The following is a 25732-nucleotide window of genomic DNA, read 5'->3' on the forward strand; positions in this document are numbered from 1 at the left end:
CTGTTGTTTTGTTCTGGGAGCCCCTGCGCGAGCGGCGCGCAGGGGAGGGTCGCATTGGCTTAACGTGCCTTCCAGTCCCGCAGCCATTGCAGGCCGGCCGAGGTGTCGCCGCGCGGTCGGTATTCGCAGCCAATCCAGCCGTCATACCCCAGTTCGTCGATCAGCTCGAACAGGTAAGGGTAATTCAGCTCCCCAAGGTTCGGCTCATGCCGGTCAGGCACGCCGGCGATCTGGATATGGCCGATGCCGCCCATGTCGCGACGCAGCTTGACGGCCAGGTCGCCCTCGACGATCTGGCAGTGATAGCAGTCGAACTGCACTTTCAGGTTGCTGGCGCCGACTTCCTTGCAGATGGCCTGTGCCTGGTCCTGGCGGTTGAGGAAAAATCCCGGCATGTCCCGGGTGTTGATCGGTTCCAGCAGTACCGTGATACCGGCCTGCTGCGCCTGGGCGGCAGCGTAGGCGAGGTTCTCCAGGTACACGCCATGGTGGCGCGCACGGTCGCTTTCCGACGGCAGCAAACCGGCCATCACGTGGACGCGGGTATTGCCCAGCACGGCCGCGTATTCCAGCGCCCGGTCGAAGCCGGCGCGAAACTCGTCCTCGCGACCGGGCAAGGTCACGATGCCGCGCTCGCCCGCCGCCCAGTCACCGGGCGGCGCGTTGAACAGGGCTTGTACCAGGCCGTTGTCGGTCAGGCGTTGTTGCAGTTCCTGTGGGCTGTATTCATAGGGAAAGAGGTATTCCACCGCTTCAAAACCATCGGCTGCGGCCGCGGCGAAGCGCTCCAGAAACGGATGTTCGGGGTAGAGCATGCTCAGGTTGGCAGCAAAGCGAGGCATGTGAACTCCTGGTAAAAGCGATCAGACAAAAGGCCAGATCAACAGGGTGATAAGGAAGCCCAGGGTGCCCAGGAGGGTGGTGATCACCGTCCAGGTGCGCAGGCCGTCAGCCACGTTGAGCCCGGCCAGTTTAGTAAAAATCCAATAACCGGCGTCGTTGATGTGCGACATCGCCAGCCCGCCACCGCCCATGGCCAGGCACAGCAGCGCCATATGGTTGGGCGTGAGGTTGAGCGTGGCGATCAACGGGCTGATGATACCCGCAGTCGTCACCAGCGCCACGGTGGTCGAACCCTGCACCGCGCGCAGCAGCATGGTCAGCAAAAAGCCCAGCGCCAGCACCGGCAGCCCGGTGGTGCGCAGCAGGTCGGAGACCACCGCGCCGATCCCGGTGTCCACCAACACCTTGCCGAACACACCGCCGGCGCCCGCGATCAGGATCACCATGGCCACGCCGGGCAATGCCGAGCCGATCACATCGGACACCTGGGTACGGCTCCAGCCGCGACGGGAACCGAGTAACCAGGCGCACAGCAAGGTGTCGAGCAGAAGCGCCACCAGCGGTGCGCCGAGCACGGTCATGATCGCCCGCAGGGTCGATTCGATGGGCAGCAACGACGTCGCGAGGGTGCCCAGCAGAATCAGAATGATGGGCAACAGGATCAGGCTGACGATCAGCCCGAAACCCGGCGCCGGGGCGGGTGGCAGCTTGGCCACGATGCTGCTGGTGGATTCTTCCAGGCCCATGTGCGCGACGGCGCCGGCAGCCTGTTCGACATTCTGGGCATTGCCTTCGTGCCAGGCGCGCAGGTCATCGTTGGTCACGTGCGGCCCGTACACTTCTGCACGGATATCATCGGACATCGGGTAGAAGCGCCGCGTCATGCGTCCCGCCACGCAGTAGCCGACGTAGCACAGGAATGCCGTGAGCGGCAGCCCGAACATCAGTACCCGGCCGAGGTCGGCGCCCAATTGGCTGGCGGCCGCCACGGCACCCGGATGGGGTGGCAGGAACGCATGCACCGTGAGCAATGCCGCGCACATCGGCAAGGCAAACATCAGCAGCGGTTTGCGCGCGCGGCGGGCGACGCCGTACGCCAGCGGCATCAGGATGATCACCCCCACTTCGAAGAACACCGGCACGCCGATGATGAAGCCGGCAATGGTCAGCGCCAGCGGTGTGCGCCGGTTGCCGAAGCGTTCGATCAGGGTTTTCGCCAGCGCCTCGGCGCCGCCGGAGAGTTCGATGATGCGCCCGATCATGGCGCCCAGGGCGATGATGATTGCAATGTGGCCGAGGGTCTTGCCCATCCCGCCTTCGATGGTGGCGACCAGGTCGGCCGGTTTCACCCCGGCGACCAAAGCCACCAGGATGCTCACCAGCATCAGCGCCACAAACGGCTGGAACTTGTATTTGAGGACCAGGAACAGCAGGAGCGCGATCCCGAGACCGGCGGTTGCCATCAGAATAAGCGGGCTCATCGCATCCACCCGTCGCGTCGAACGTGTGAAGGGTGAGCGACACGGTAAGCGTCAACACTGCAGTAGGGCTGGGTCATGCTGGAATGTCCTGTTGTTTTTATTGTTCAGGCACGTTGTCGCGACAGCGTGGCAACCTTGCCGCGAAGGCGTGCATCAAGGGGTTGCGGGTAAATCCCGGCGCCTACCACTGGGCGCCGAACGTCTCCCGCAGTTCGTCCAGTGCGGCCTGGCCCAGTGGCGCCGGTCGCGGGTTGCTCATCAGCCAGAGTCGTGCGGTTTCTTCGAGTTCTTCCAGGGCATAACTGGCCTTGGACACGGAGCTTTCCCAGACCACCGGGCCCAGTCGTTCTAGCATCACGCCGCGCACACGGTTGGCCAGTTGGGCCACCTGTTCGGCGACATTTGGGGCGCCGGGGCGTTGATAGTTGATCAGCGGGATATGGCCGACTTTCATCACCTGGTACGGCGTCAGCGGCGGCAGGATGTCGTCCTGGCTCCACACGCCGGCCAGCGTCAGGGCCACCAGGTGCGTGGAATGGGTATGCACCACGCCACCGACCCCGGGGTTGCGGTCGTAGACCTGACGATGCAGGGCCAGGGTCTTCGACGGCTTGTCCCCCGAGACCCATTTGCCCGCCAGGTCGACCTTGGCAATGGTCGTTGGGTCCAGGCGCCCCAGGCAGGCGTCGGTGGGGGTGATCAGCCAGCCGTCATCGAGCCGGGCGCTGATATTGCCGGCGCTGCCCACGGTAAACCCGCGCTGGTAGAGGCTGTGCCCGACCGTACAAATTTCCTCGCGCAGAGCGTTTTCGCGACTCATTGCGCACCTCCGGCCAGTTGTTTCAGGGCCTTGTCGAAAAAGTCCCGGCCGCCGAAGTTGCCGGACTTGAGGGCCAGCGCCAGCGGCTCGGCAGTGTTGCTCACCGTGGCCGGCACGCCGGGGTCGATCTGTGCGCCAATCTGCAACAGGTGCACGCCGAGGGCTTTCACCACGGCGCCGGAGGTTTCACCGCCGGCTACCACAAAGCGCCGCACACCGCTGTCGCGCAGGGCTTGGGCGATGGCGCCCAGAGCGTTCTCCACCAGCTCGCCGGCATGCTCGACGCCCAGTTGCTGCTGGACCGCCTTGACCTCGTCCGGCGTACTGGTGGCGTAGATCAATACGGTGTGTGGTTGGTTGCGTGCAAAGGCCACGGCGTTTGCCACCACTGGCTCACCGGCTGCCAGGGCCAGTGGATCGATGCGCAGCGCGGGCCGCCCGGCTTCGATCCAGGCCGCTACCTGACCGTTGGTGGCGATCGACGCACTGCCAGCCAGCACTACTTCGCCGCCTTCAACCGTTGGCAGCGAGGCCGGGTCGAAGTCGCGCAGCTTGCCGGCACGGCGGAAGTTTTCCGGAAGCCCCAGGGCCAGGCCCGAGCCGCCGGTCAGTAGCGGCAAGTCGGCGCAGGCAGCGCCGAGGGTATAAAGGTCCTGGTCGGACAGGGCATCGGCAATCGCCATGCCGACACCCTGGGCGCGCAGCTCGGCGATCTTCTCGCGCACCTGCGTAACGCCCTGGGCGATGCTGTCGTAGCGCAGCAGGCCGACGGTATGTGAGGTTTGCGATTGCAGCACGCGCACCAGGTTGGCATCGGTCATCGGGGTCAGCGGATGGTGCTGCATGCCAGACTCATTGAGTAACTGGTCGTGCACGAACAGGTGGCCACGGAAGATCGTCCGGCCGTTTTCCGGAAACGCCGGGCAGGCAAGGGTGAAATCACTGCCCAGCGCCTTGAGCAGGGCCTCGCTGACCTGGCCGATATTGCCAGCGGAGGTTGAGTCGAACGTGGAGCAGTACTTGAAGAAAATCTGCTCGCAACCCTGTGCGCGCAACCATTCCAGGGCTGCCAATGAGTCGGCGACGGCCTCTGCAACGGGCAGGGTGCGGGATTTCAGGGCAATGACGATGGCATCGGCGTCCAGCCCGGCCGCGACTTCGTCGCTCGGGATGCCAATGCTCTGCACGGTACGCATTCCGCCGCGCACCAGCATGTTGGCGAGGTCGGTGGCCCCGGTGAAATCGTCGGCGATGCAGCCCAGCAAAGGGCGTGCGGCAGGTCGGTTCATGAAGCGGTCCTTATACGGAGTCAGGCTTGGCAACCGGCAGTTCGATGCCCGGGAAAATCTTGATGACGGCTGAATCGTCCTCGCGCCCGAACCCCGCGCTGGAGGCCTGCATGAACATCTGGTGAGCGGTGGCCGACAATGGCAGCGGAAACTTGCTGGCGCGTGCGGTATCCAGCACCAGGCCCAGGTCCTTGACGAAAATATCCACGGCGGACAACGGCGTGTAATCGGCCTTGAGAATGTGCGGCACGCGGTTCTCGAACATCCAGGAATTGCCGGCGCTGTGGGTGATCACCTCATACAAGGCGTCGGCGTCGACCCCTTCGCGCAGCCCCAGCGCCATCGCTTCGGCGGAGGCCGCAATGTGCACGCCCGCCAGCAACTGGTTGATGATCTTGACCTTGGAGCCCAGGCCATGCACGTCGCCCAGGCGATAGACCTTGCCGGCCATGCCCGCGAGTACGTCGTCAGCCTTGGCATAGGCCTCGGTCGGGCCGGACGTCATCATGGTCATCTCGCCGGCGGCGGCCTTGGCGGCACCCCCGGAGATAGGGGCGTCGAGGTACAGCAACCCGGCATCGGCCAGGCGCTTGCCCAGCTCCACGGCGTAGGTCGGTGCCACCGTGGCGCAGCCAATCACCAGGCTTCCCGGGCGCAATGCAGCGGCAGCGGAGTGCTCGCCAAACAACACGGTCTCGGTCTGTTCGGCATTCACCACCACGGTGATGATCACATCGCATTCACCTGCCATATGGGCGGGTGAACTGCAGGCCACGCCGCCTTCGCTGGCGAACTGTTGGGTGACGGCTTCGCGCACGTCACAGGCATGCACATTGAAGCCGTTGCGCAGCAACGAGCGGGCAATGCCCAGGCCCATCGCGCCCAGTCCGATAACGCCTACGTTTTTATTATTCATGGGGGTTCCTGTTGGGTTGTCAGGGGTGATGCGTGTTGGCCTGATAATCCACCAGTGATCAGATTATGTGAAGTTATTTTTTCAAATAACATATTTTAACATTGGTGGTTTCGCCGTTTCACAGCGCCGGGCAGGGGGCGGTGGTCGGCATGAAAGCCGCCCAGCAGAGGGCGCAGCGCGGTGTTGCGCTGGCCGATCAAGCAGGTTCGGTAAATAGGTAGGAGCGAAAGGGCGCCCGCGAAGCGGTGGAGGCGCTGAGCAGGCCTCCCGTTCACCGGGTTACAGGGGCGTCAGCACATTCATCACGGTATCCAGCGCCACCCGGGTGTCATCCAGTTGCACCAGGGACGCATGCCGGGCGCCGAGGGCGTCGCGGTTCTGGATCGCGGTAAGGATCGCCTTGTGCCGGGGCAGGCTCAGGCCCTGGATGTCCGGGCGGCGGTTGGTGATGTTGATCGATTCGCGCAGCGGCAGCGACAGCATGTTGCACATGTAGGCGAGCAGGTCGTTGCGGGTCGCGTCGGCAATCGCGCGGTGGAAGTCCAGGTCAGCCTGCAACAGCGCGTCGTGGGTGTTCGCGGTTTCCATGCCGAGGTAGGCTTTTTCGATGGTGGCGATGTCGGCGTCGGTGGCGGTCGTCGCGGCCATGGCGGCGATTTCCGGCTCCAAAATCCGCCGAACACCGGCCAGGGTGTTGAAAAACTCGCTGTGGGGCGTCGACTGCATCAGCCAGGACAGCACGTCCGGGTCCAGCAAGTGCCACTGCGCCCGTGGCCTTACCACTGCGCCGACCTTCGGCTTGGAGATCACCAGGCCCTTGGCGCTCAGCACCCGAGTCGCTTCACGCAAGACCGACCGGCTGACTTTGTATTCCTCGCACAGGCTTGCCTCCATGGGCAGTCGTTCTTCGGGCTTGAAGCGTCCGGAAACGATGTGCATGCCCAAGTCCTGAACGATTTGGGCGTGCATGCTCTTGCGCGGCTTGGTCGGCTGCTGATCCATAACAGGAAGGCTACTCTGGCGAAATTGGCGGCATCATAGCATTCCTCCCGTCCCAATTAGTGGGAATGACGCGGCACTTCGGCACCCCGGCAGCCCACCAGGAAGTCGAAGTCGCAGCCCTGGTCTGCCTGCAATACGTGGTCGATGTACAGCTGCCGGTAACCGCCGACAATCAACTGCTGTGGCGGCGCCAGGTCAGCCATGCGTGCTGCCAGTTCGGCGTCCGGGATGTCCAGGTGCAGGCGCCCGTTGGCGCAATCGAGCTCGATCCAGTCGCCTTCTTTCACCGTGGCCAGCGGCCCGCCGGCCGCCGCTTCCGGCGCCACGTGCAGCACCACGGTGCCGTAGGCGGTACCGCTCATGCGCGCATCGGAAATACGCACCATGTCGGTCACACCCTGGGCCAGCAGCTTGGCCGGCAAGCCCATGTTGCCCACTTCCGCCATGCCTGGGTAACCCTTGGGGCCGCAGTTTTTCATCACCAGGATCGAGTTGGCATCGACGTCCAGTTCCGGGTCGTTGATCCGTGCCTTGTACATGTCGAAGTTCTCGAACACCACCGCGCGCCCGCGATGTTGCATCAGTTCAGCGCTGGCCGCCGAAGGCTTGAGCACCGCACCCAGGGGCGCGAGGTTGCCGCGCAGCACGCAGATCCCACCGTCGGCGCGGATCGGGTTGTCGAGGGTGCGGATCACTTCGTCCTGTCCGTAGATTGGCGCCTCCCTGGTGTTTTCGCCGAGGGACTTGCCGTTGACGGTCAAGGCGTCGGGATGGGGGATCAGGTTGGCTTCCCCGAGGCGGCGCAGCACCGCCGGCAGGCCGCCGGCGTAGTAGAACTCTTCCATCAGGAAGCGCCCGGACGGTTGCAGGTCGACGATGGTCGGCATGCCGCGGCCCATGCGGGTCCAGTCGTCCAGGTCGAGCTCGACGCCGATGCGCCCGGCGATGGCTTTCAAGTGAATCACCGCGTTGGTCGAGCCGCCGATGGCTGCGTTGACGCGAATCGCATTTTCAAAGGCTTCCTTGGTCAGGATCTTCGACAGCTTGAGGTCTTCGCGCACCATCTCAACCGCACGCATGCCAGACATGTGCGCCAGCACATAACGGCGCGCATCCACCGCCGGAATCGCCGCGTTGTGGGGCAGGGAAGTGCCCAGTGCTTCGGCCATGCAGGCCATGGTCGAGGCGGTGCCCATGGTGTTGCAGGTACCCGCCGAGCGCGACATGCCGCCTTCGGCCGCGAGGAAATCGTCCAGGGTGATGGTGCCGGCCTTGACCTGTTCGCTGAGCTGCCACACCACGGTGCCCGAGCCGATGTCCTGGCCCTTGTGCTTGCCGTTGAGCATCGGCCCGCCGGTGACGACGATCGCCGGTACGTCGCAACTGGCGGCACCCATCAGCAGCGCCGGGGTGGTTTTGTCACAGCCGGTCAGCAGTACGACGCCGTCGATGGGGTTGCCGCGAATGGCTTCCTCCACGTCCATGCTGGCCAGGTTGCGGGTGAGCATGGCGGTGGGGCGCAGGTTCGATTCGCCGTTGGAGAACACCGGGAACTCCACCGGAAAGCCACCGGCTTCAATCACCCCGCGTTTCACATGCTCGGCAATCTGGCGGAAGTGCGCGTTGCAGGGCGTCAGCTCCGACCAGGTGTTGCAGATCCCGATGATCGGCTTGCCATGGAACTGATGATCGGCAATCCCCTGATTTTTCATCCAGCTGCGGTACATGAAGCCATTTTTATCGGCAGTACCAAACCAACTGGCGGAGCGCAGGACGGGCTTTTTCTCGGACATGATGTGTTCTCTTATTGTAAGACTATATTGATCTAATCTCGGCTTAACATAGGCGTAAATTCCCTGGTTTGGAAGTGTTGTTGATTAAATAGTAATACTATATAGTCCGGATCAACGAGGCCTGGCCCTGGCGGTTTTCCGCGAGAGGCGACCCGCAACGCTCTATAAAAATAACAATCGGAGACTGCCCGCATGAGCCAGGAACAGCGGCTGATACGTCGCATCACGCTCAAACTGATTCCCTTCCTGATCCTGCTGTACCTGATTGCCTACGTGGACCGCTCGGCCGTGGGCTTCGCCAAATTGCACATGGGTGCGGATGTCGGCATCGGTGATGCGGCGTATGGCTTGGGGGCAGGGCTTTTCTTTATTGGCTACTTCCTTCTCGAAATCCCCAGCAACCTGATGCTCGACCGTTTTGGTGCGCGGCGCTGGTTTGCGCGGATCATGGTCACCTGGGGCGCCATCACCATTGGCATGGCGTTCGTCCAGGGGCCCCACAGTTTCTACGTGATGCGTTTTCTGCTGGGCGCGGCCGAAGCCGGGTTCTTCCCGGGCGTCCTCTACTACATCACCCAATGGTTCCCGGTACGCCACCGCGGCAAGATCCTCGGGCTGTTCATCCTGTCCCAACCCATCGCCATGATGATCACCGGCCCCGTGGCGGGCGGTTTGCTCGGCATGGACGGGATCCTCGGCCTGCACGGCTGGCAGTGGTTATTCATCGTCATCGGCACCCCGGCGATCCTGCTGACCTGGCCGGTGTTGCGTTACCTGCCGGACGGCCCGCAGCAGGTCCGGTGGATGGACCAGGCCGAGAAGGATTGGCTCACCGGCGAGCTGGCCAAAGACCTGCAAGCCTACGGTCAGACCCGGCACGGCAACCCGCTGCACGCGCTGAAAGACAAACGCGTGCTGCTGCTGGCGCTGTTCTACCTGCCGGTGACCTTGAGTATTTATGGCCTGGGCCTGTGGTTGCCGACCCTGATCAAACAGTTCGGCGGCAGCGACCTGACCACCGGGTTCGTGTCGGCAGTGCCCTACATCTTCGGGATCATCGGTTTGCTGATCGTCCCGCGCAGTTCCGACCGCCTGAATGATCGCTATGGCCACCTCGCGGTGCTTTACGTGTTGGGCGCCATCGGCCTGTTCTTCAGCGCCTGGCTGACGGCGCCGCTGTGGCAACTGGCAGCGCTGTGCCTGGTGGCATTCGCGCTGTTCTCTTGCACGGCAGTGTTCTGGACCTTGCCGGGACGGTTCTTTGCCGGCGCCAGTGCGGCGGCGGGCATCGCCTTGATCAACTCGGTGGGCAACCTCGGCGGCTACATCGGCCCGTTCGTGATCGGCGCCCTCAAGGAGTACACCGGCAATCTCGCGTCGGGCTTGTACTTCCTGGCGTGCGTGATGGTGTTGGGGGTGGTGCTGACCGGCGTGGTCTATCGGCTGCTGGAGCGCAAGCACGTGCTGCCGCCCGACCAGTTCGCCGCCAGCGCCCGCGGCGCCACGCGTACTTAATTGGCAATCAGGAGAACACTCATGGGTTTAGTGCAGTTTGAATTGAACAACGGCGAACGCCGGGTGGGCGTGGTCGAGGGCGGGCAGGTACGCGAGGTGCAAACCGCGCGCACGGTGCGCGACCTGGCACTCGCCGCCATCGAGGCCGGCGTCACCTTGCACCAGCAGGTGGAGCGCCTCGGGCTCGGGGCCCGCCACGACTATGCCGAGTTGCTGGCCGGGCAGCGGATCCTGCCGCCACTGGATCACCCGGACCCGGCGCACATGCTGGTCAGCGGTACCGGCCTGACCCACCTGGGCAGCGCGTCGGCGCGGGACAAAATGCACCAGCAGGCCGGTGACGAGAGCGCGATGACCGACAGCATGCGCATCTTCAAATGGGGCGTGGAGGGTGGTAAACCCGCCTCTGGCGAGGTGGGTGTGCAACCGGAGTGGTTCTATAAGGGGGATGGCAGCGTCGTGGTGCGCCCGGGTCAGCCGTTCCCGGTGCCGGCATTTGCCGAAGACGCCGGCGAAGAGCCGGAAATCGCCGGGCTGTATGTGATTGGCCAGGACCGCAAGCCCTACCGGCTGGGCTACGCGGTGGGCAACGAGTTTTCCGACCATGTGATGGAACGCCAGAATTACCTGTACCTGGCCCACTCCAAACTGCGCAGTTGCAGCTACGGGCCCGAGTTGCGTTTGGGTGAACTGCCCCAGCACCTGGCGGGCACCAGTCGCATCGTGCGCAACGGCGAGGTGCTGTGGCAGAGCGAATTCCTCAGCGGCGAGGCCAACATGTGCCACAGCCTGGAAAACCTTGAATACCACCACTTCAAATACACCCAGTTCCTGCGCCCGGGGGATGTGCATATCCACTTCTTTGGCACGGCAACCCTGTCGTTTGCCGAAGGCATTCGTACCCGGCCCGGGGATGTATTTGAAATCAGCCAGGCCGAATTCGGCGCGCCCTTGATCAACGGCATCGCAGTGGCCGATAGCGTCGTGGCCCCCGCCGGCGTAGGCATTCTTTAAAGGAGACAGGCATGACCCGGATCAGCGGCCACAACTACATCGGCGGCCAGCGCAGCGCGGCCGGCAGCGTCACGCTCCAGAGTGTCGACGCCACCACCGGTGAGGCCTTGCCCTTTGATTTCTACCAGGCGACGGCGCAGGAAGTCGACGCTGCGGCCAATGCGGCGGCGGCGGCTTACCCGGCCTATCGAAACTTGAGTGCGCAGCATCGCGCATCGTTCCTGGAGGCGATCGCCGATGAGCTGGACGCCCTTGGCGATGACTTCGTCGCGCTGGTCTGCCGCGAAACGGCATTGCCCGCCGGGCGGATCCAGGGTGAGCGCGGCCGTACCAGCGGCCAGATGCGGCTGTTCGCCAAAGTGCTGCGTCGAGGTGATTTCTACGGTGCGCGTATCGATCGGGCGTTGCCGGACCGGCAGCCTTTGCCACGCCCGGATCTGCGCCAATACCGCATCGGTCTGGGGCCGGTCGCGGTGTTTGGGGCGAGCAATTTTCCCTTGGCCTTTTCCACTGCCGGTGGCGACACCGCCGCCGCGCTGGCCGCCGGCTGCCCGGTGGTGTTCAAGGCCCACAGCGGCCATATGGCCACCGCCGAGCGGGTGGCCGATGCGATCCTGCGGGCGGCCCACACCACCGGCATGCCCGATGGCGTATTCAACATGATCTTCGGCGCCGGTGTGGGGGAAGCGCTGGTCAAGCACCCGGCGATCCTGGCCGTGGGGTTTACCGGTTCGCTCAAGGGCGGCCGAGCCCTGTGTGATATGGCGGCCGCGCGCCCGCAACCGATCCCGGTGTTTGCCGAGATGTCCAGCATCAACCCGGTTATCGTCCTGCCCCAGGCCCTGCAAGACCGGGCAGGCACCGTCGCCCGCGACCTGGTCGCCTCAGTGGTACAAGGCTGCGGCCAGTTCTGCACCAATCCGGGCCTGGTGATCGGGATTGCGTCGCCTGCGTTCCGTGCATTCATCCATCAGGTCGCTCAGTTAATGGGCGGCCAACCGGCACAAACCATGCTCAACGCAGGCACGTTAAGCAGCTATGGCAAAGGCCTGCAAAAGCTTCACGCCCACCCTGGCATTGAACACCTGGCTGGCCAGGCGCAAGCCGGCAACCAGGCGCAGCCCCAGCTGTTTGAAGCGGATGCCAGCCTGCTGATCAACGGCGATGAAGTGCTGCAGGAGGAAGTGTTCGGCCCCACCACGGTCTTTGTGGCGGTCGCCGACCAGGTGCAACTGAGTGCCGCGTTACACGGCCTGCACGGCCAACTGACGGCGACAATCATTGGCGAGCCGGCCGACTTCGCGCAGTTCAGCGAATTGACACCGCTGCTGGAACAGAAAGTCGGCCGCATCCTGCTCAACGGCTACCCCACGGGCGTCGAGGTGTGTGATGCGATGGTCCATGGCGGGCCTTACCCGGCGACTTCAGATGCTCGCGGCACCTCGGTAGGCAGCCTGGCGATCGATCGTTTCCTGCGACCTGTGTGCTTTCAAAATTACCCTGATAGCCTGCTTCCCGACGCACTGAAGAATGCCAACCCGTTGCGCATTCAGCGTCTGGTGGATGGGCAGCCGTCTCGCGAGGCGCTGTAACCCTTACCCTCTGAAAACAACCAGAACGCAGGAGGTTTCATGTCGTGGACCGCAGTGACACCGCACCGGGCCCGGTTGGGCGAAGGCCCGTTCTGGGACGTGCCGGACCAGGCGCTGTATTGGGTGGACATCATCGGCCAGCAGGCGTTGCGCCTGCAGGGCGGGCAACTGCGCACCTGGCAACTGCCGGAGCCCGTCTCGGCCTTTATCCCGTGTGCAAGCGGCGACGCATTGGTGACCCTGAGCAGCGGCGTGTATCGGCTCGACCTCAATTCGGCGCCGACCGATCCACGCCTGACCTTGCTCTGCGTCGCCGACCCGCAACCGGGCAACCGTGCCAACGAAGCCCGTTGCGATGCCCGGGGCCGGCTGTGGCTGGGCACCATGCAGAACAACATCGGCGCCCAGGGTGAAGACCTGCCGGTACTGCGGCGTTCCGGCGGCTTGTTCCGGGTGGATGTCGACGGGCAGGTCACGCCGTTGCTGCAAGGCCTGGGGATTCCCAACACCTTGTTGTGGAACGACGAAGCCACCCACGTGAATTTTGGCGACAGCCTGGACGGCACGCTGTATCGACACGCGATCACCGACGCTGGGCAGCTCGCACCCGCAGAATCCTGGTTTGGGCCTCACCCGCGCGGTGGCCCGGACGGCTCGGCCATGGACGCCGAAGGCTATCTCTGGAACGCCCGCTGGGACGGCAGTTGCCTGCTCCGGTTGACGCCGGGTGGCGAAGTCGACCGCGTGATCGAGCTGCCGGTCAGCCGGCCCACCAGTTGCGTGTTCGCAGGCCCTGACCTCAAGACCTTGTACATCACCAGTGCCGCCAGCCCCCTGAATCACCCGCTGGACGGCGCGGTACTGGCGATCGAGGTCGATGTGCCGGGGAAAATCTGCCACCGGTTTGCAGGATAACCCCCGGGCTACACCGCTGTTCAACGTACTCAAAAACAACAACAAGGAGTCACCCTATGAAACGTCGTCGTGGTATCCGTTCGCTGTGCTGCGCCGCTGTGGCGGTCTCGGCCGTCAGCCTCAGCAGCCTGTTGCTGGCTGCAGAACCGGTGAAGATCGGTTTTCTGGTCAAGCAGGCCGAAGAGCCCTGGTTCCAGACCGAATGGGCTTTCGCCGAAAAAGCCGGCAAGGACAAAGGCTTTGAAGTGATCAAGATCGCCGTGCCCGACGGCGAGAAAACCCTCTCGGCCATCGACAGCCTGGCCGCCAATGGTGCCAAGGGCTTTGTGATTTGCCCGCCGGACGTGTCCCTCGGCCCGGCCATCATGGCCAAGGCCAAAGCCAACGGCTTGAAAGTGATTGCCGTGGATGACCGTTTTGTCGATGCCAAGGGCAACTTCATGGAGGACGTGCCTTACCTGGGCATGGCTGCTTTTGAAGTCGGCGAGAAGCAGGGCAGCGCCATGGCCACCGAAGCGAAAAAACGCGGCTGGGACTGGAAAGACACCTACGCGGTGATCAACACCTACAACGAACTCGACACCGGCAAAAAACGCACCGACGGTTCGGTCAAGTCCCTGAAAGCGGCGGGTATCCCGGACGACCACATTCTGTTCGCCGCCCTCAAGACCCTCGACGTCCCCGGCAGCATGGACGCCACCAACTCGGCGCTGGTGAAACTGCCCGGCGGCGCGAAAAACCTGATCATCGGCGGCATGAATGACAACACCGTGCTTGGCGGCGTGCGTGCGACAGAAAGCGCCGGCTTTGCCGCCGCCAATGTCATCGGTATCGGCATCAACGGCACCGACGCCATCGGCGAGTTGAAGAAAGCCAACAGCGGCTTCTTCGGTTCCATGCTGCCCAGCCCGCACATCGAGGGCTACAACACCGCGAGCATGATGTTCGAGTGGGTCACCACCGGTAAGGAACCCCCGAAGTACACGGCGATGGACGAGGTGACGCTGATCACCCGCGAGAACTTCAAGCAGGAGCTGGAAAAGATCGGTCTGTGGAACTGAAGACCGCTGGCGTTCCCCGGCGGCCCTGCTGACAGGGCTGCCTGACCTGTGTGAAGAGGTGCTTATGCACGCGCAACTGAAACAACCCGACAGTGCCGGCGCCAGCCTGTGCTTCAACGGCATCGGCAAGACGTTTCCCGGGGTCAAGGCGCTGGATGGCATCAGCTTCAGCGCCCACCCCGGACAGGTCCACGCCTTGATGGGCGAGAACGGCGCCGGCAAATCCACGCTGCTGAAAATCCTTGGCGGCGCGTACGTACCGAGCAGCGGCAGCGTGCAGATCGGCGCACACACCATGGCCTTCAAGTGCGCGGCGGACAGCATCGCCAATGGCGTCGCGGTGATCCACCAGGAGTTGCACCTGGTGCCGGAAATGAGCGTGGCCGAAAACCTGTTCCTCGGGCATTTGCCGGCCAGCTTTGGCTTGATCAATCGCAGTGCGTTGCGCCAGCAGGCGTTGGCGTGCCTCAAGGGCCTGGCGGATGAAATCGACCCCCAGGAGAAAGTCGGGCGGCTGTCCCTGGGCCAGCGCCAGTTGGTGGAAATCGCCAAGGCACTGTCTCATGGCGCTCATGTGATTGCCTTCGACGAACCCACTAGCAGCCTGTCGGCGCGGGAGATCGACCGCCTGATGGCAATCATCGGGCGCTTGCGGGACGAAGGCAAAGTGGTGCTGTACGTGTCCCATCGCATGGAAGAGGTGTTCCGTATCTGCAACGCGGTGACGGTGTTCAAGGACGGTCGCTACGTACGCACCTTCGAGGACATGAGCACGCTGACCCATGATCAGTTGGTGACCTGCATGGTCGGTCGCGACATTCAGGACATCTACGATTACCGCCCCCGCGCTCGGGGTGCGGTGGCGCTCAAGGTCACTGGCCTGCTGGGCCGCGGCTTGCGTGAGCCCGTGAGTTTCGAGGCCCACCAGGGCGAGATTCTCGGCCTGTTCGGGCTGGTGGGCGCCGGGCGCACCGAGTTGTTGCGGCTGCTGGGTGGCCTGGAGCGCACGACCGCCGGCGGTCTTGACCTGTGCGGCACGGCCCTGCGCCTGCGCTCACCCCGTGACGCCATCGATGCCGGCATCTTGCTGTGCCCCGAGGACCGCAAGAAGGAGGGCATCGTGCCGCTGTCCAGCGTCGCCGAGAACATCAATATCAGCGCGCGCGGTGCACATTCGCGCTTTGGCTGGTTGTTGCGCGGCCGTTGGGAGAAGCACAACGCCGCCACGCAGATCAAGGCGCTCAAGGTCAAGACACCCACGGCGGCGCAGAAGATCATGTACCTGTCCGGCGGTAATCAGCAGAAGGCCATTCTCGGTCGGTGGCTGTCGATGCCGATGAAAGTGCTGCTGCTGGACGAGCCCACCCGGGGCATCGACATCGGCGCCAAGGCCGAGATTTACCAGATCATCCACGACCTTGCGGCTCGCGGGATTGCGGTGATTGTGGTGTCCAGCGACCTGATGGAAGTGATGGGGATTTCCGACCGGATCCTGGTGCTGTGTGAAGGCGCAATGCGCGGCGAAATGCTGCGCGAACACGCGAATGAATCCAACCTGCTGCAAATGGCCCTGCCGCGCCAACGCGCCGACGGCCAGGGGAACTGACGAGGTGACTATGACAAGCCAAAACACTGCTTTGCCTACGGCGCGCAAGCCCCTGGACCTGCGCAGCCTGCTGGACAACTGGGCGATGCTGTTGGCAGCGGTGGGGATCTTCGTGCTCTGCACCTTGCTGATCGACAACTTCCTGTCGCCGCTCAACATGCGCGGCCTGGGGCTGGCGATCTCCACCACCGGGATTGCCGCGTGCACCATGCTGTATTGCCTGGCGTCCGGGCATTTCGACCTGTCCGTGGGCTCGGTGATTGCCTGCGCCGGGGTGGTAGCGGCGATCGTGATGCGCGACACCGACAGCGTTTTTCTGGGTATCGGTGCAGCGCTGCTGATGGGCCTGGTGGTGGGGTTGATCAACGGAATCGTGATCGCCAAGCTGCGGGTGAATGCGCTGATCACCACGCTGGCGACCATGCAGATCGTGCGCGGGCTGGCCTATATCTTTGCCAATGGCAAGGCGGTAGGTGTGTCCCAGGATTCGTTCTTTGTCTTTGGCAACGGCCAGTTGTTGGGTGTGCCGGTGCCGATCCTGATCACCATCGTGTGCTTCCTGTTCTTCGGCTGGCTGCTCAACTACACCACCTACGGGCGCAACACCATGGCCATCGGCGGCAACCCGGAAGCGGCGTTGCTGGCGGGTGTGAACGTGGATCGCACCAAGATCATCATCTTCGCCGTGCACGGCGTGATTGGCGCCCTGGCCGGCGTGATCCTGGCCTCGCGCATGACCTCCGGCCAGCCGATGATTGGCCAGGGTTTTGAGTTGACGGTGATTTCTGCCTGCGTGCTGGGCGGGGTGTCGTTGAGCGGCGGGGTTGGCATGATTCGCCATGTGATTGCCGGGGTGCTGATCCTGGCGATCATCGAGAATGCGATGAACCTGAAGAACATCGATACCTTCTACCAGTATGTGATCCGGGGCTCGATCCTGCTGCTGGCCGTGGTGATCGACCGCATGAAACAACGTTGATCCCTGTGGGAGCTGCCGCGCTGAAGCCCGGCAGCTCCCATCGGTTTACTCGGCGGAGAATTTCAGCACGGTGTTATGGGTGTAGGTCTGGCCAGGGTCGAGGCGGGTGGAAGGGAAGTTCGGCTGGTTGGGCGCGTCGGGGTAGTGCTGGGTTTCCAGGGTAAACGCGCTCCAGTGGGCGTAAGGCTTGCCACCCTTGCCCTTGAGCGAGCCGTCGAGGAAGTTGCTGGTATAGAACTGCACGCCCGGCTCACTGGTATAGAGTTGCAAGCGGCGGCCGGACTGCGGGTCGCTCACCTCGACGGCCACTTTGCCCACATCGCCCTGGGTATCCAGCACCCAGTTGAAGTCAAAGCCTCCTTGTTTCGGTTCGGCGAATTTCAGCTGGGGATGATCGTCCTTGATGTGCTGGCCGATGGCGGTGGGTTTGAGAAAGTCCATCGGTGTACCGGCGACCGGGGCCAGCTCGCCGGTGGGAATCAAGGTGCTGTTGACCGGGGTGTAATGGCTGGCATGCAGGGTGGCCAGCTGTTTGAGCACGTCACCGTTACCGGCGCCGGCGAGGTTGAAGTAACTGTGGTTGGTGAGGTTCAGCACCGTGGGTTTGTCGGTGGTGGCCTTGTAGTCGATGTGCAGCTCGTTTTTGTCGTTCAGACTATAAGTGACGTCGACTTTGAGGTTGCCGGGAAACCCCATCTCACCGTCCTTCGACAGGTAGCTCAAGGTCACGCCCACCGAATCCTTTTGTTTGACGGGCTGGGCTTTCCACACGTGCTTGTCGAAGCCCTGGGCGCCGCCATGCAACGAGTTCGGCCCGTCGTTGAGGGGCACCTGGAAGTGCTTGCCGTCCAGTTCGAACGCGCCCTTGGCCAGGCGGTTGCCAAACCGGCCGATGGTCGCACCAAAGAACGCAGTGCCGGCCTGATAGCCCTGGACGTTATCGAAGCCCAGTACCACGTCGGCGAACTGACCGTGTTTGTCCGGTACCTTGAGCGACTGCAATACAGCGCCGTAGGTGATGACCGTGGCTTGCATGCCATGGCTGTTACGCAACACGTACTGCTCGACGGCGGTGCCGTCATTGGTCTTGCCGAAAGGTTTGTGTTCGCTGGACAGGCCAGCGGCATGAGCGCCAAGGCTGGCCATCGCCAGGGAGAGGCCAAGGCTGGTAAGCAGGAATCGGGATTGCCGCATGACAGAGCTACCTTTTATTGTTGTTGATTAAATAGTTCGACTATTTATTGTATTTAGATCACATGCAGTGCTGATATATAGACATAAACGCGAAATTTGCAATATAAAATAAGACTAAATGGATCGGAGTGACCGTCACATGAACACTGAGAAACAGCCTGTAGCCCACGCGACGTACCCGGACCTGCGGGATAAAACCGTGTTGATTTCCGGCGGTGCGTCCGGGATTGGCGAGTCCATGGTGCGTGCCTTTGCACGCCAGGGCGCCAAGGTGGCGTTTGTGGACCGGGCACAAGGGCAGGGCGACCGGTTGGCGGCGATATTGTCGGCCGAGGGCCATGCCGTCGAATTCGCCCATTGCGACATCACCGACGAGATCGCCTACAAGGCCGCGATCGGGCGCCTTGCGCAAACCCTGGGGCCGATCAACGTGCTGGTGAACAATGCCGCCAACGACGTTCGGCACACCCTGGATCAAATCGACTCAGCGCTGTTCGACCAGCTGATTTCGGTCAACCTCAAGCACGCTTTTTTTGCCACCAGGGCCGTGGTACCGATGATGAAGGCCGCGGGTGGCGGGTCGATCATTAACCTGGGTTCCGTCGGCTGGATGATGGCCTCCAGCGGCTACCCGGTGTACGCCGCCAGCAAAGCCGCCGCCCACGGCATGACCCGCGCACTGGCACGGGAACTGGGGCCTGGACGGATCCGGGTCAATACCCTGGTGCCGGGTTGGGTGATGACCGAAAAGCAACTGGCGATGTGGGTGGACGATGCAGCCCGGGAACTGATCAGCCGCAGCCAGTGCCTGCCGGGCAGTGTGCAGCCCGAGCATATCGCCAACATGGCGCTGTTTCTGGCGTCTGATGTGTCGGCGATGTGTTCGGCGCAGAATTTTATTGTGGATGGGGGGTGGGTCTGAAACGCCGGTGCCAAACGTGATATCTAAGTTTCTCAAACGTCATCAACCATTTTTTTTCGGCGTGATACGCTAGCGTTACTTTTGAATTGGCACTGGTCGTTCCCGCGTATACGGCGACAGTGAGGAGTGAACATGTCGAAAATTTCCCACCAGGATCTACGGCGCTCGTTTCGCGAGTTGCTGGCCTCCCAACACTGCTTTCACACGGCTTCGGTATTTGACCCGATGTCGGCCAGGATCGCCTCGGACCTGGGCTTTGAAGTCGGTATCCTGGGAGGCTCGGTCGCGTCGCTGCAGGTGCTGGCTGCGCCGGACTTTGCGCTGATTACCCTGAGTGAGTTCGTCGAGCAGGCCACCCGGATCGGCCGGGTGGCGCAACTTCCAGTGATTGCCGACGCCGATCATGGCTACGGCAATGCGCTGAACGTGATGCGCACCGTCCAGGAACTGGAGCGTGCGGGCGTTTCGGCGCTGACGATTGAAGATACCTTGCTGCCCGCACAGTTCGGGCGCAAATCCACCGACCTCATCAGCACCGAAGAGGGCGTGGGCAAGGTCAAGGCGGCGCTGGAGGCACGGGTTGATCCGCAGCTTTCGATCATCGCCCGGACCAACGCCGCCGTGCTGCCGGTGGAAGACGTTATCCATCGCACCAAGGCGTATCAAGAGGCCGGTGCAGACGGCATCTGCATGGTGGGCATCCGTGACTTCGACCATCTTGAACAGATCGCTGAAGGCCTGACGGTTCCGCTGATGCTGGTGACCTACGCCAACCCGAACCTCAACGACAATGAACGCCTGGCCAAACTGGGCGTGCGGATCGTGGTGGCCGGCCACGGCGCCTACTTCGCTTCGATCAAGGCCACCTACGACAGCCTTCGCGAGCAGCGCAACCTCACCCGCAGCACGTCAAACTTGACGGCCAGCGAATTGACCCATACCTACACGTTCCCCGATACCTACGTGAACTGGGCCAAAGAGTTCATGGACGTTCAAGAGTGAAACCCTGCAGGAGCGAGCAAGCTCGCTCCTGCAGAGGCTCTAAGCTAATTCCATAAAATTATTTATTTTATTTTTTATAGATCAATATCATCTAACTGAGTTGACCCTTGGAGAGCCGGGAACCGCGCTGCTCAAGTCTTATCCGCTCAGGAATCTATAAAAATGAAAACGCTGAAACTGGCCCGGAATCTCTTCTCGGCTGTGGGCCTTGCTGTCCTTTCCCTAAGTGCTCAATCCGCTGACCTGACCTTCGGCTACATCAACGGCATCGACCCAATCAAACGCGCGATTGCCGATGGCGAATATGAAAAGGGCATTGGCCAGAAAATCGATTGGCGCGCATTCGATGCGGGCCCGGCCGTGTTGGCGGCCATGGCGTCCGGCGATGTTCAGATCGGCAATCTGGGTTCCAGCCCGCTGGCCGCAGCAGCTTCGCGCAACATGCCGTTGGTGGCGTTCATTGTCAGCGCACAGATTCGCAGTTCCGAGGCTCTGGTGGTGCGCGACGGCAGCGGGATCAAGAACCCTGACGACCTGATCGGCAAAACCATCGCCGTGCCGTTTGTCTCGACCTCCCATTACAGCCTGCTGGGTGCGCTGAAGCACTGGAACCTGGACCCGCGCAAGGTCAACATCGTCAACCTGACACCGGCGCAAATCACCGCCGCCTGGGCCCGTGGCGATATCGACGGGGCATTTACCTGGTCGCCTGCCCTGGGTGAAATCCGCAAGACCGGCAAGATCCTGACCGACGCTGGCGAGGTTTCAAACTGGGGCGCGCCGACCTTTGAAGTGTGGGTCGCACGCAAGGATTTCGCCGAAAAGAACCCCAAGGTCGTGGCCGACTTTGCCAAGGTCAGCCTGGCAGCCATTGCCGATTATGCGGCGCATAAAAAAGACTGGACCGCCGACTCTGCCCCTGTGAAGAGCATCGCCCGGCTCACCGGGGCCAACGCTGCGGACATTCCCGAACTGCTCGATGGCTCTTCGTTCCCGACAGCCGCCGAACAGAAAAGCGCCCAATACCTTGCCGGCGGCACCGCCAAGGAAATCGCCAAGACCGCCGAATTTCTGAAGGAACAAGGGAAAATCGAACAGGTCCTGCCGGACTATTCAGCCTTTGTCAGCGACAAGTTCATCGGAGAGTAATCATGGGCCTGACGCTTCATCCCCTTGGCCCTGCCATCGGCGCCGAGGTTGAGGGGCTGGATATGTCCCGGCCTCTGACTGACCAACAGCGCGACTGGGTGGAGCAAGCACTGCTGCAGCATCAGGTGTTGTTCTTCCGTAACCAGGCCATTACCCCCGCGCAGCACGTAGCGTTTGCCGCGCGGTTTGGTGATTTGCACCGGCATCCGATTTATCCGCACGTCGATCAGCACCCGGAACTGCTGCTGATCGACACCGCCGTGACCGATGTACGCGACAACGCCATCTGGCACACCGACGTGACCTTCCTCGCCGCGCCGGCGATGGGCTCCGTGCTGGCGGCCAGGCAAGTGCCGGCCTTCGGCGGGGATACGTTGTGGGCCAATGGCGTGGCGGCGTTCGAAGCGTTATCGGGCCCCCTCCGGCACCTGCTTGATGGCCTGACCGCTACCCACGAGTTGACCAAGTCCTTTCCCACCGAACGGTTTGGCAGCACGCCCGAAGCATTGGAACGCTACGAAAAAGCCAGGAAGGATCACCCGCCGCTGTCACACCCGGTGGTCAGGAGCCATCCCGCTACGGGTCGCAAGGCATTGTTTGTGAATGAAGGCTTCACCACGCGAATCAACGAGCTTGAGGCGGCAGAAAGCGAGGCGCTGCTGCGGCTGTTGTTCAGCCACGTGAGCCGCCCGGAATTTACCGTGCGTTGGCGGTGGAAGGCGAATGATGTAGCGTTCTGGGATAACCGCATTACCCAGCATTACGCAATTGATGATTACCGGCCGCAAAGGCGGGTGATGCACCGCGCGACGATTTTGGGTGACGTGCCTTTTTGATGGAGGATCAGTCGATGGACCTGCCCTTGGTGATCAACCCGGACGACTATCTGGAAACCGAGTTCGGCAGGGAATTCACGCCTGAGCGAAATCGGCGGGCATGGCAGCTGGCGTATGCACGGTTGAGGCACGTACTGTCAGAAGCCGAAGCGGGCGCTCATGTGTACGTGGTCATGGGCGTGCAAGGGGCTGGCAAGTCGCGGTGGGTGTCGGAAAACCTGGAGCGGTTGGGTCGTGGGGCGATCGTCTTTGATGCGGCCTTGCCGGCGCGGCGTCATCGGGAGGAGCTGCTTTCCATCGTCAGGGAATATGCAATCCCGGTAACGGGCATCCTGGTGAGCGCACCCTTGGAGCTGGCGTTAGCGCGAAACGCACAACGCAGCGCTGACAAGAGGGTGCCGGAGGAGGCGTTGAAAAGCGTGTTCAATATGCTTGAGACGCCTAGTGAAGACGAAGGATTCGTATGGGTGCAAACCATTGAACAACAAGCTCCGCTGCCCACAACCCTGCAAACTGACCGGATGACCCTGGTTGCGCCTGATGTGGCGCTCGCTGAAAAACTCGCCGATGCGTTGAACGCCAGCTACGCACTGCACCGCCAGTTTCTAGTATGGAGCAAGCCGCACTGGACGCTGGAGGACGCGCAGGAAAGCTTGCAGCGGGCGAAAAAAGACTTCGATGAACCTGCCGGGGAGAAAAGGTATTTTCTGTTATCTCGCGACGATCCGCAGATATTGGTGGGCTGTATCGGCCTGCTGCCGCTGGCCGATGAGGTTCACAGCTTCGAAGTTGGCTATTGGGGCAATCAGGCTCACGCCGGCCTGGGGCTGATGAGGGAGGCTTTGGCTGCTCTGGTTTCGCAGTTGACCGGGCACACACTGCGTCTGACCACTTCCTCGGCGAACCTATCCAGCCAACGACTGGCTGAGGCTGCGGGATTTGAATGGGTGGAAACCCTTGAAGGCGCGCGTCGCTGCGAGTACTTCGGAGTGCGCGATACGCTGGTTTACCGCCGGGTCGCACGCTGACCCCTTTATTAACGGTACTCACACTCCCCACGCAGCAGCGAAAGCTGTACCAGGTCTTGGTGACTTCCGTTCCAGTAACCGGCCTGCCTCAGCGTGCCTTCACGCACGAACCCGGCTTTTTCAAGCAGGTTCAGCGACGGTGTGTTGTCGGGGTGGACCAATGCTTCGATCCTGTTGAGCGCCATGTGCTGGAACGCCCATTGAACGGCGGCGTAAACCGCCTCCTTCATGAGCCCGCGGCCTTGTGCCGATGGCGCCAGCTCAAACCCGATGGCGCAACTGCGCCACCCACGATTCCATTTGAAGAAGCCACAGGTGCCGATCAGCGCTGCCGTGGCGGTGTCCTCAATCCCCCAGCGAACCCCCGGATTGGCCGAGGTGCGCCAACTGGCAAACAGCTCGATCAATTGCTCCGCCTGCCGAGGCTCGGTCAGCGGATCGGTGCCGAACCACTTCATCGCCTCCGCATCGCCATGAATCGCAAACAGCACCGCTGCGTCCTGCGGTGTCAGTTCCCTGAGCCGCAGGCGTTCGGTTTTGATGAGGGGGAAGTCGGACACGGTGGCCGTCACCTTTTGGAAAAACGATCCCTACGGTGTGTTGTACGGCGCAAAAAATCAATCAGGCGGAAGGCAAACACATTCTCCTGATCAACCGAGATCCAATGTGGGAGCTGTCGAGCCCCACATTGGTCTGAGCGATCAGTCTTCGCGTTTCACCACCAACGTCAAGATGTCATAACTGGCCACCAACTCACCCAACTGGTTGGTCACCTCCACATCCCACGCCACCACGCCCTGGGGAATGCCTTGCGGGCTCTTCTTGCCCTGGTCAATCTTGCGTTTGCACGTCAGTCGCGCCTGGATGGTGTCGCCAATGCCCACCGGGTTGATAAAGCGCAGGGTGTCGAGCCCGTAGTTCGCCAATACCGGGCCCGGCGCCGGGGACACAAACAGACCGGCCGCCGCCGACAGCACAAAATAACCGTGGGCGATGCGCTTGCCGAATTGCGATTCCTTGGCGGCGATGTCGTCGAAGTGCATGTAGAAGTGGTCGCCCGACAGGCAGCCGAAGTTCACCAGGTCGGCCTCGGTGACGGTGCGGCGGTGGGTCAGCAGCGATTCGCCAATCTGCAGGTCCTGGAAGAACCGGCGGAACGGGTGCACTTCGGTCTCGATGACCTTGGCACCGCGCACGTATTCGCCGGTGACCGCCGCCAGCATGGTCGGCGAGCCCTGGACCGCCGCGCGTTGCAGGTAGTGTTTCACTGCGCGCAGGCCGCCGAGCTCTTCGCCGCCACCGGCGCGGCCCGGGCCGCCGTGTTTGAGCTGGGGCAGGGGGGAGCCGTGACCGGTGGACTCGGCGGCGGATTCGCGGTCGAGCACCAGCAGGCGGCCGTGCCAGGCGGCTGCCACCGGGATGGCTTTGGCGGCAATCTGCGGGTCTTTGGTGATCAGGCTGGCGACGAGGCTGCCTTTGCCGCGTGCGGCCAGGGCGAGGGCTTCGTCCAGGTCGTCGTAGGCCATCAGGGTGCTGACCGGGCCGAAGGCCTCGATGTCGTGGGCGCCACCCTCAGCGTGCGGGTCGCGCGCTTGCAGCAGGGTCGGGGCGAAGAACGCGCCCTGGCTGACGTTTTCACCGCGCGGCTCAAACCCGTCGCGGGCGCCGAACAGCATGTCGCTGCTCTGCAACAGGCTTTCCAGGCGCTCGGCCACGTCTTTCTGTTGGTCGTGGGAGGCCAGCGCACCCATGCGCACGCCTTCCACCGACGGGTCGCCCACCACGACTTTTTTCAGGCGGTCCCGCAGGCGGGTGGCAACCGCATCGATGTGTTTGGCCGGCACAATGGCGCGGCGAATGGCGGTGCATTTCTGCCCGGCCTTGGTGGTCATTTCCCGGGCGACTTCCTTGATGAACAGCTCGAACTCTTCGTCGTCCGGGGTGACGTCCGGGGCGAGGATCGCGCAGTTCAGCGAGTCGGCCTCGGCATTGAACGGCACCGAGTTACGGATCAGGTTCGGGTTGACCCGCAGTTTGGCCGCGGTGTCGGCGGAGCCGGTGAAGGTCACCACGTCCTGGCCTTGCAGGCGGTCGAGCAGGTCGCCGGTGCTGCCTATCACCAGTTGCAGGCTGCCCGGTGGCAGCAGGCCGGATTCGTCCATCAGGCGCACCACGGCTTCTGTCAGGTAGCTGGTGGCGCTGGCCGGCTTGACGATGCACGGCATGCCCGCCAGAAAGCTCGGGGCGAATTTTTCCAGCATGCCCCAGATCGGGAAGTTGAACGCGTTGATGTGCACCACCAGGCCGCCACGGGGCACCAGGATGTGGGTACCGGCAAAACTCCCCAGCTTGCTCAACTGCATTGCCGGGCCTTCGTGGACGATATTGCCCGATGGCAATTCCCGCGAGCCGAGGCTGGCGTAGGTGAACAGCGTGCTGTTGCCGCCTTCGATATCGATCCAGCTGTCGGCGCGGGTCGCGCCGCTGTGGTGGGAGAGGGCGTAGAGCTGCTCTTTGCGCTCGCTCAGGTACAGGGCGATGGCCTTGAGGCGCTGGGCCCGTTGCTGGAAGTCCAGGGCCATCAGCCCGCTGACACCCTGGCGGCGCCCGTGCTCGATGGCTTCGGCGAAGTCCGGACGTTCTTCATGAGTGCGCGCCAGTTCGTGGCCTTCGATGGCGCTGCGCAGCACCTGGGCGCCGTGTTGGCCGATCCAGCGGCCAGCGATAAAACTTTGCAGGGTAGGGGCGTGAGGCATCACGATTCCTCCGGGTTGG

General features: G+C 62.7%; 22 protein-coding genes. 12 read left to right on the top strand and 10 right to left on the bottom strand.

Annotation, left to right across the window (positions count from 1 at the left end; translation table 11 throughout):
* Positions 1–59: 59 nt before the first annotated feature.
* The 7 genes from otnI to HKK54_RS23020 form a co-directional block, all read right to left on the bottom strand.
* Entirely contained in the window at positions 60–842 is a 783-nt protein-coding gene (gene otnI, locus HKK54_RS22990) for a 2-oxo-tetronate isomerase (RefSeq protein ID WP_169387945.1), read from the bottom strand.
* 21 nt (positions 843–863) lie between these two features.
* Positions 864–2324: a GntT/GntP/DsdX family permease gene (locus HKK54_RS22995; protein ID WP_010173675.1), complete on the bottom strand. Its 1461-nt coding sequence runs from the start codon at positions 2322–2324 to the stop codon at positions 864–866.
* A 181-nt stretch (positions 2325–2505) separates the two neighbouring features.
* Complete coding sequence (gene otnC / locus HKK54_RS23000) at positions 2506–3144, bottom strand: 3-oxo-tetronate 4-phosphate decarboxylase (protein WP_169387946.1); 639 nt, start codon at positions 3142–3144, stop codon at positions 2506–2508.
* On the bottom strand, positions 3141–4433 hold the full coding sequence (gene otnK, locus HKK54_RS23005; RefSeq protein ID WP_010173671.1) for a 3-oxo-tetronate kinase: 1293 nt from the start codon (positions 4431–4433) through the stop codon (positions 3141–3143). The genes otnC and otnK overlap by 4 nt, the downstream gene beginning before the upstream one ends.
* A gap of 10 nt (positions 4434–4443) precedes the next feature.
* Complete coding sequence (gene ltnD / locus HKK54_RS23010) at positions 4444–5379, bottom strand: L-threonate dehydrogenase (RefSeq protein WP_272903153.1); 936 nt, start codon at positions 5377–5379, stop codon at positions 4444–4446.
* A gap of 249 nt (positions 5380–5628) precedes the next feature.
* Positions 5629–6351: a FadR/GntR family transcriptional regulator gene (locus tag HKK54_RS23015; protein WP_010173668.1), complete on the bottom strand. Its 723-nt coding sequence runs from the start codon at positions 6349–6351 to the stop codon at positions 5629–5631.
* A gap of 56 nt (positions 6352–6407) precedes the next feature.
* On the bottom strand, positions 6408–8144 hold the full coding sequence (locus tag HKK54_RS23020) for an IlvD/Edd family dehydratase (RefSeq protein WP_169387947.1): 1737 nt from the start codon (positions 8142–8144) through the stop codon (positions 6408–6410).
* Between the two features lie 192 nt (positions 8145–8336).
* Here HKK54_RS23020 and HKK54_RS23025 point away from each other — a divergent pair, with 192 nt between their 5' ends.
* The 7 genes from HKK54_RS23025 (at position 8337) to araH (ending at position 16826) form a co-directional block, all read left to right on the top strand.
* Positions 8337–9659, top strand: coding sequence for an MFS transporter (locus tag HKK54_RS23025; protein ID WP_010173666.1), 1323 nt, complete (start codon positions 8337–8339; stop codon positions 9657–9659).
* A gap of 21 nt (positions 9660–9680) precedes the next feature.
* Complete coding sequence (gene araD1 / locus HKK54_RS23030; RefSeq protein WP_169387948.1) at positions 9681–10673, top strand: AraD1 family protein; 993 nt, start codon at positions 9681–9683, stop codon at positions 10671–10673.
* Between the two features lie 11 nt (positions 10674–10684).
* On the top strand, positions 10685–12265 hold the full coding sequence (locus HKK54_RS23035; RefSeq protein WP_169387949.1) for an aldehyde dehydrogenase (NADP(+)): 1581 nt from the start codon (positions 10685–10687) through the stop codon (positions 12263–12265).
* Positions 12266–12304: 39 nt separating this feature from the next.
* A complete protein-coding gene (locus HKK54_RS23040; protein ID WP_169387950.1) occupies positions 12305–13180 on the top strand; it encodes an SMP-30/gluconolactonase/LRE family protein in 876 nt (291 codons plus the stop codon).
* 56 nt (positions 13181–13236) lie between these two features.
* Positions 13237–14241, top strand: a complete 1005-nt coding sequence (locus HKK54_RS23045; protein WP_010173662.1) for a substrate-binding domain-containing protein — start codon at positions 13237–13239, stop codon at positions 14239–14241.
* 64 nt (positions 14242–14305) lie between these two features.
* Positions 14306–15847, top strand: coding sequence for an L-arabinose ABC transporter ATP-binding protein AraG (araG, locus tag HKK54_RS23050; RefSeq protein WP_169387951.1), 1542 nt, complete (start codon positions 14306–14308; stop codon positions 15845–15847).
* A 10-nt stretch (positions 15848–15857) separates the two neighbouring features.
* Positions 15858–16826 (top strand): L-arabinose ABC transporter permease AraH, encoded by a 969-nt coding sequence (gene araH, locus HKK54_RS23055; protein ID WP_169387952.1) that lies wholly within the window; start codon positions 15858–15860, stop codon positions 16824–16826.
* A 45-nt stretch (positions 16827–16871) separates the two neighbouring features.
* On the opposite strand, the gene HKK54_RS23060 is transcribed toward araH, so the two are convergent.
* On the bottom strand, positions 16872–18020 hold the full coding sequence (locus tag HKK54_RS23060) for an aldose epimerase family protein (RefSeq protein ID WP_010173656.1): 1149 nt from the start codon (positions 18018–18020) through the stop codon (positions 16872–16874).
* 139 nt (positions 18021–18159) lie between these two features.
* On the opposite strand from HKK54_RS23060, the gene HKK54_RS23065 reads away from it, so the two are divergent.
* The 5 genes from HKK54_RS23065 (at position 18160) to HKK54_RS23085 (ending at position 22957) form a co-directional block, all read left to right on the top strand.
* Positions 18160–18942, top strand: a complete 783-nt coding sequence (locus HKK54_RS23065) for an SDR family NAD(P)-dependent oxidoreductase (protein ID WP_010173654.1) — start codon at positions 18160–18162, stop codon at positions 18940–18942.
* Between the two features lie 132 nt (positions 18943–19074).
* Entirely contained in the window at positions 19075–19944 is an 870-nt protein-coding gene (locus HKK54_RS23070; RefSeq protein WP_010173651.1) for an isocitrate lyase/PEP mutase family protein, read from the top strand.
* Between the two features lie 162 nt (positions 19945–20106).
* A complete protein-coding gene (tauA, locus tag HKK54_RS23075) occupies positions 20107–21093 on the top strand; it encodes a taurine ABC transporter substrate-binding protein (RefSeq protein ID WP_010173649.1) in 987 nt (328 codons plus the stop codon).
* A gap of 2 nt (positions 21094–21095) precedes the next feature.
* Complete coding sequence (gene tauD, locus HKK54_RS23080; protein WP_010173647.1) at positions 21096–21929, top strand: taurine dioxygenase; 834 nt, start codon at positions 21096–21098, stop codon at positions 21927–21929.
* A 14-nt stretch (positions 21930–21943) separates the two neighbouring features.
* Positions 21944–22957 carry a GNAT family N-acetyltransferase gene (locus tag HKK54_RS23085; RefSeq protein WP_169387953.1) on the top strand — a complete coding sequence of 338 codons (1014 nt, stop codon included), beginning with the start codon at positions 21944–21946 and terminating at the stop codon, positions 22955–22957.
* 8 nt (positions 22958–22965) lie between these two features.
* On the opposite strand, the gene HKK54_RS23090 is transcribed toward HKK54_RS23085, so the two are convergent.
* Both HKK54_RS23090 and paaZ read right to left on the bottom strand, forming a co-directional pair.
* Positions 22966–23517 carry a GNAT family N-acetyltransferase gene (locus HKK54_RS23090; RefSeq protein WP_169387954.1) on the bottom strand — a complete coding sequence of 184 codons (552 nt, stop codon included), beginning with the start codon at positions 23515–23517 and terminating at the stop codon, positions 22966–22968.
* Positions 23518–23658: 141 nt separating this feature from the next.
* On the bottom strand, positions 23659–25713 hold the full coding sequence (paaZ, locus tag HKK54_RS23095) for a phenylacetic acid degradation bifunctional protein PaaZ (RefSeq protein ID WP_169387955.1): 2055 nt from the start codon (positions 25711–25713) through the stop codon (positions 23659–23661).
* Between the last annotated feature and the right edge of the window lie 19 nt (positions 25714–25732).

Origin of the sequence: Pseudomonas sp. ADAK13, assembly GCF_012935715.1 — a bacterium.
In the GTDB taxonomy this organism is placed as follows: Bacteria; Pseudomonadota; Gammaproteobacteria; order Pseudomonadales; family Pseudomonadaceae; genus Aquipseudomonas.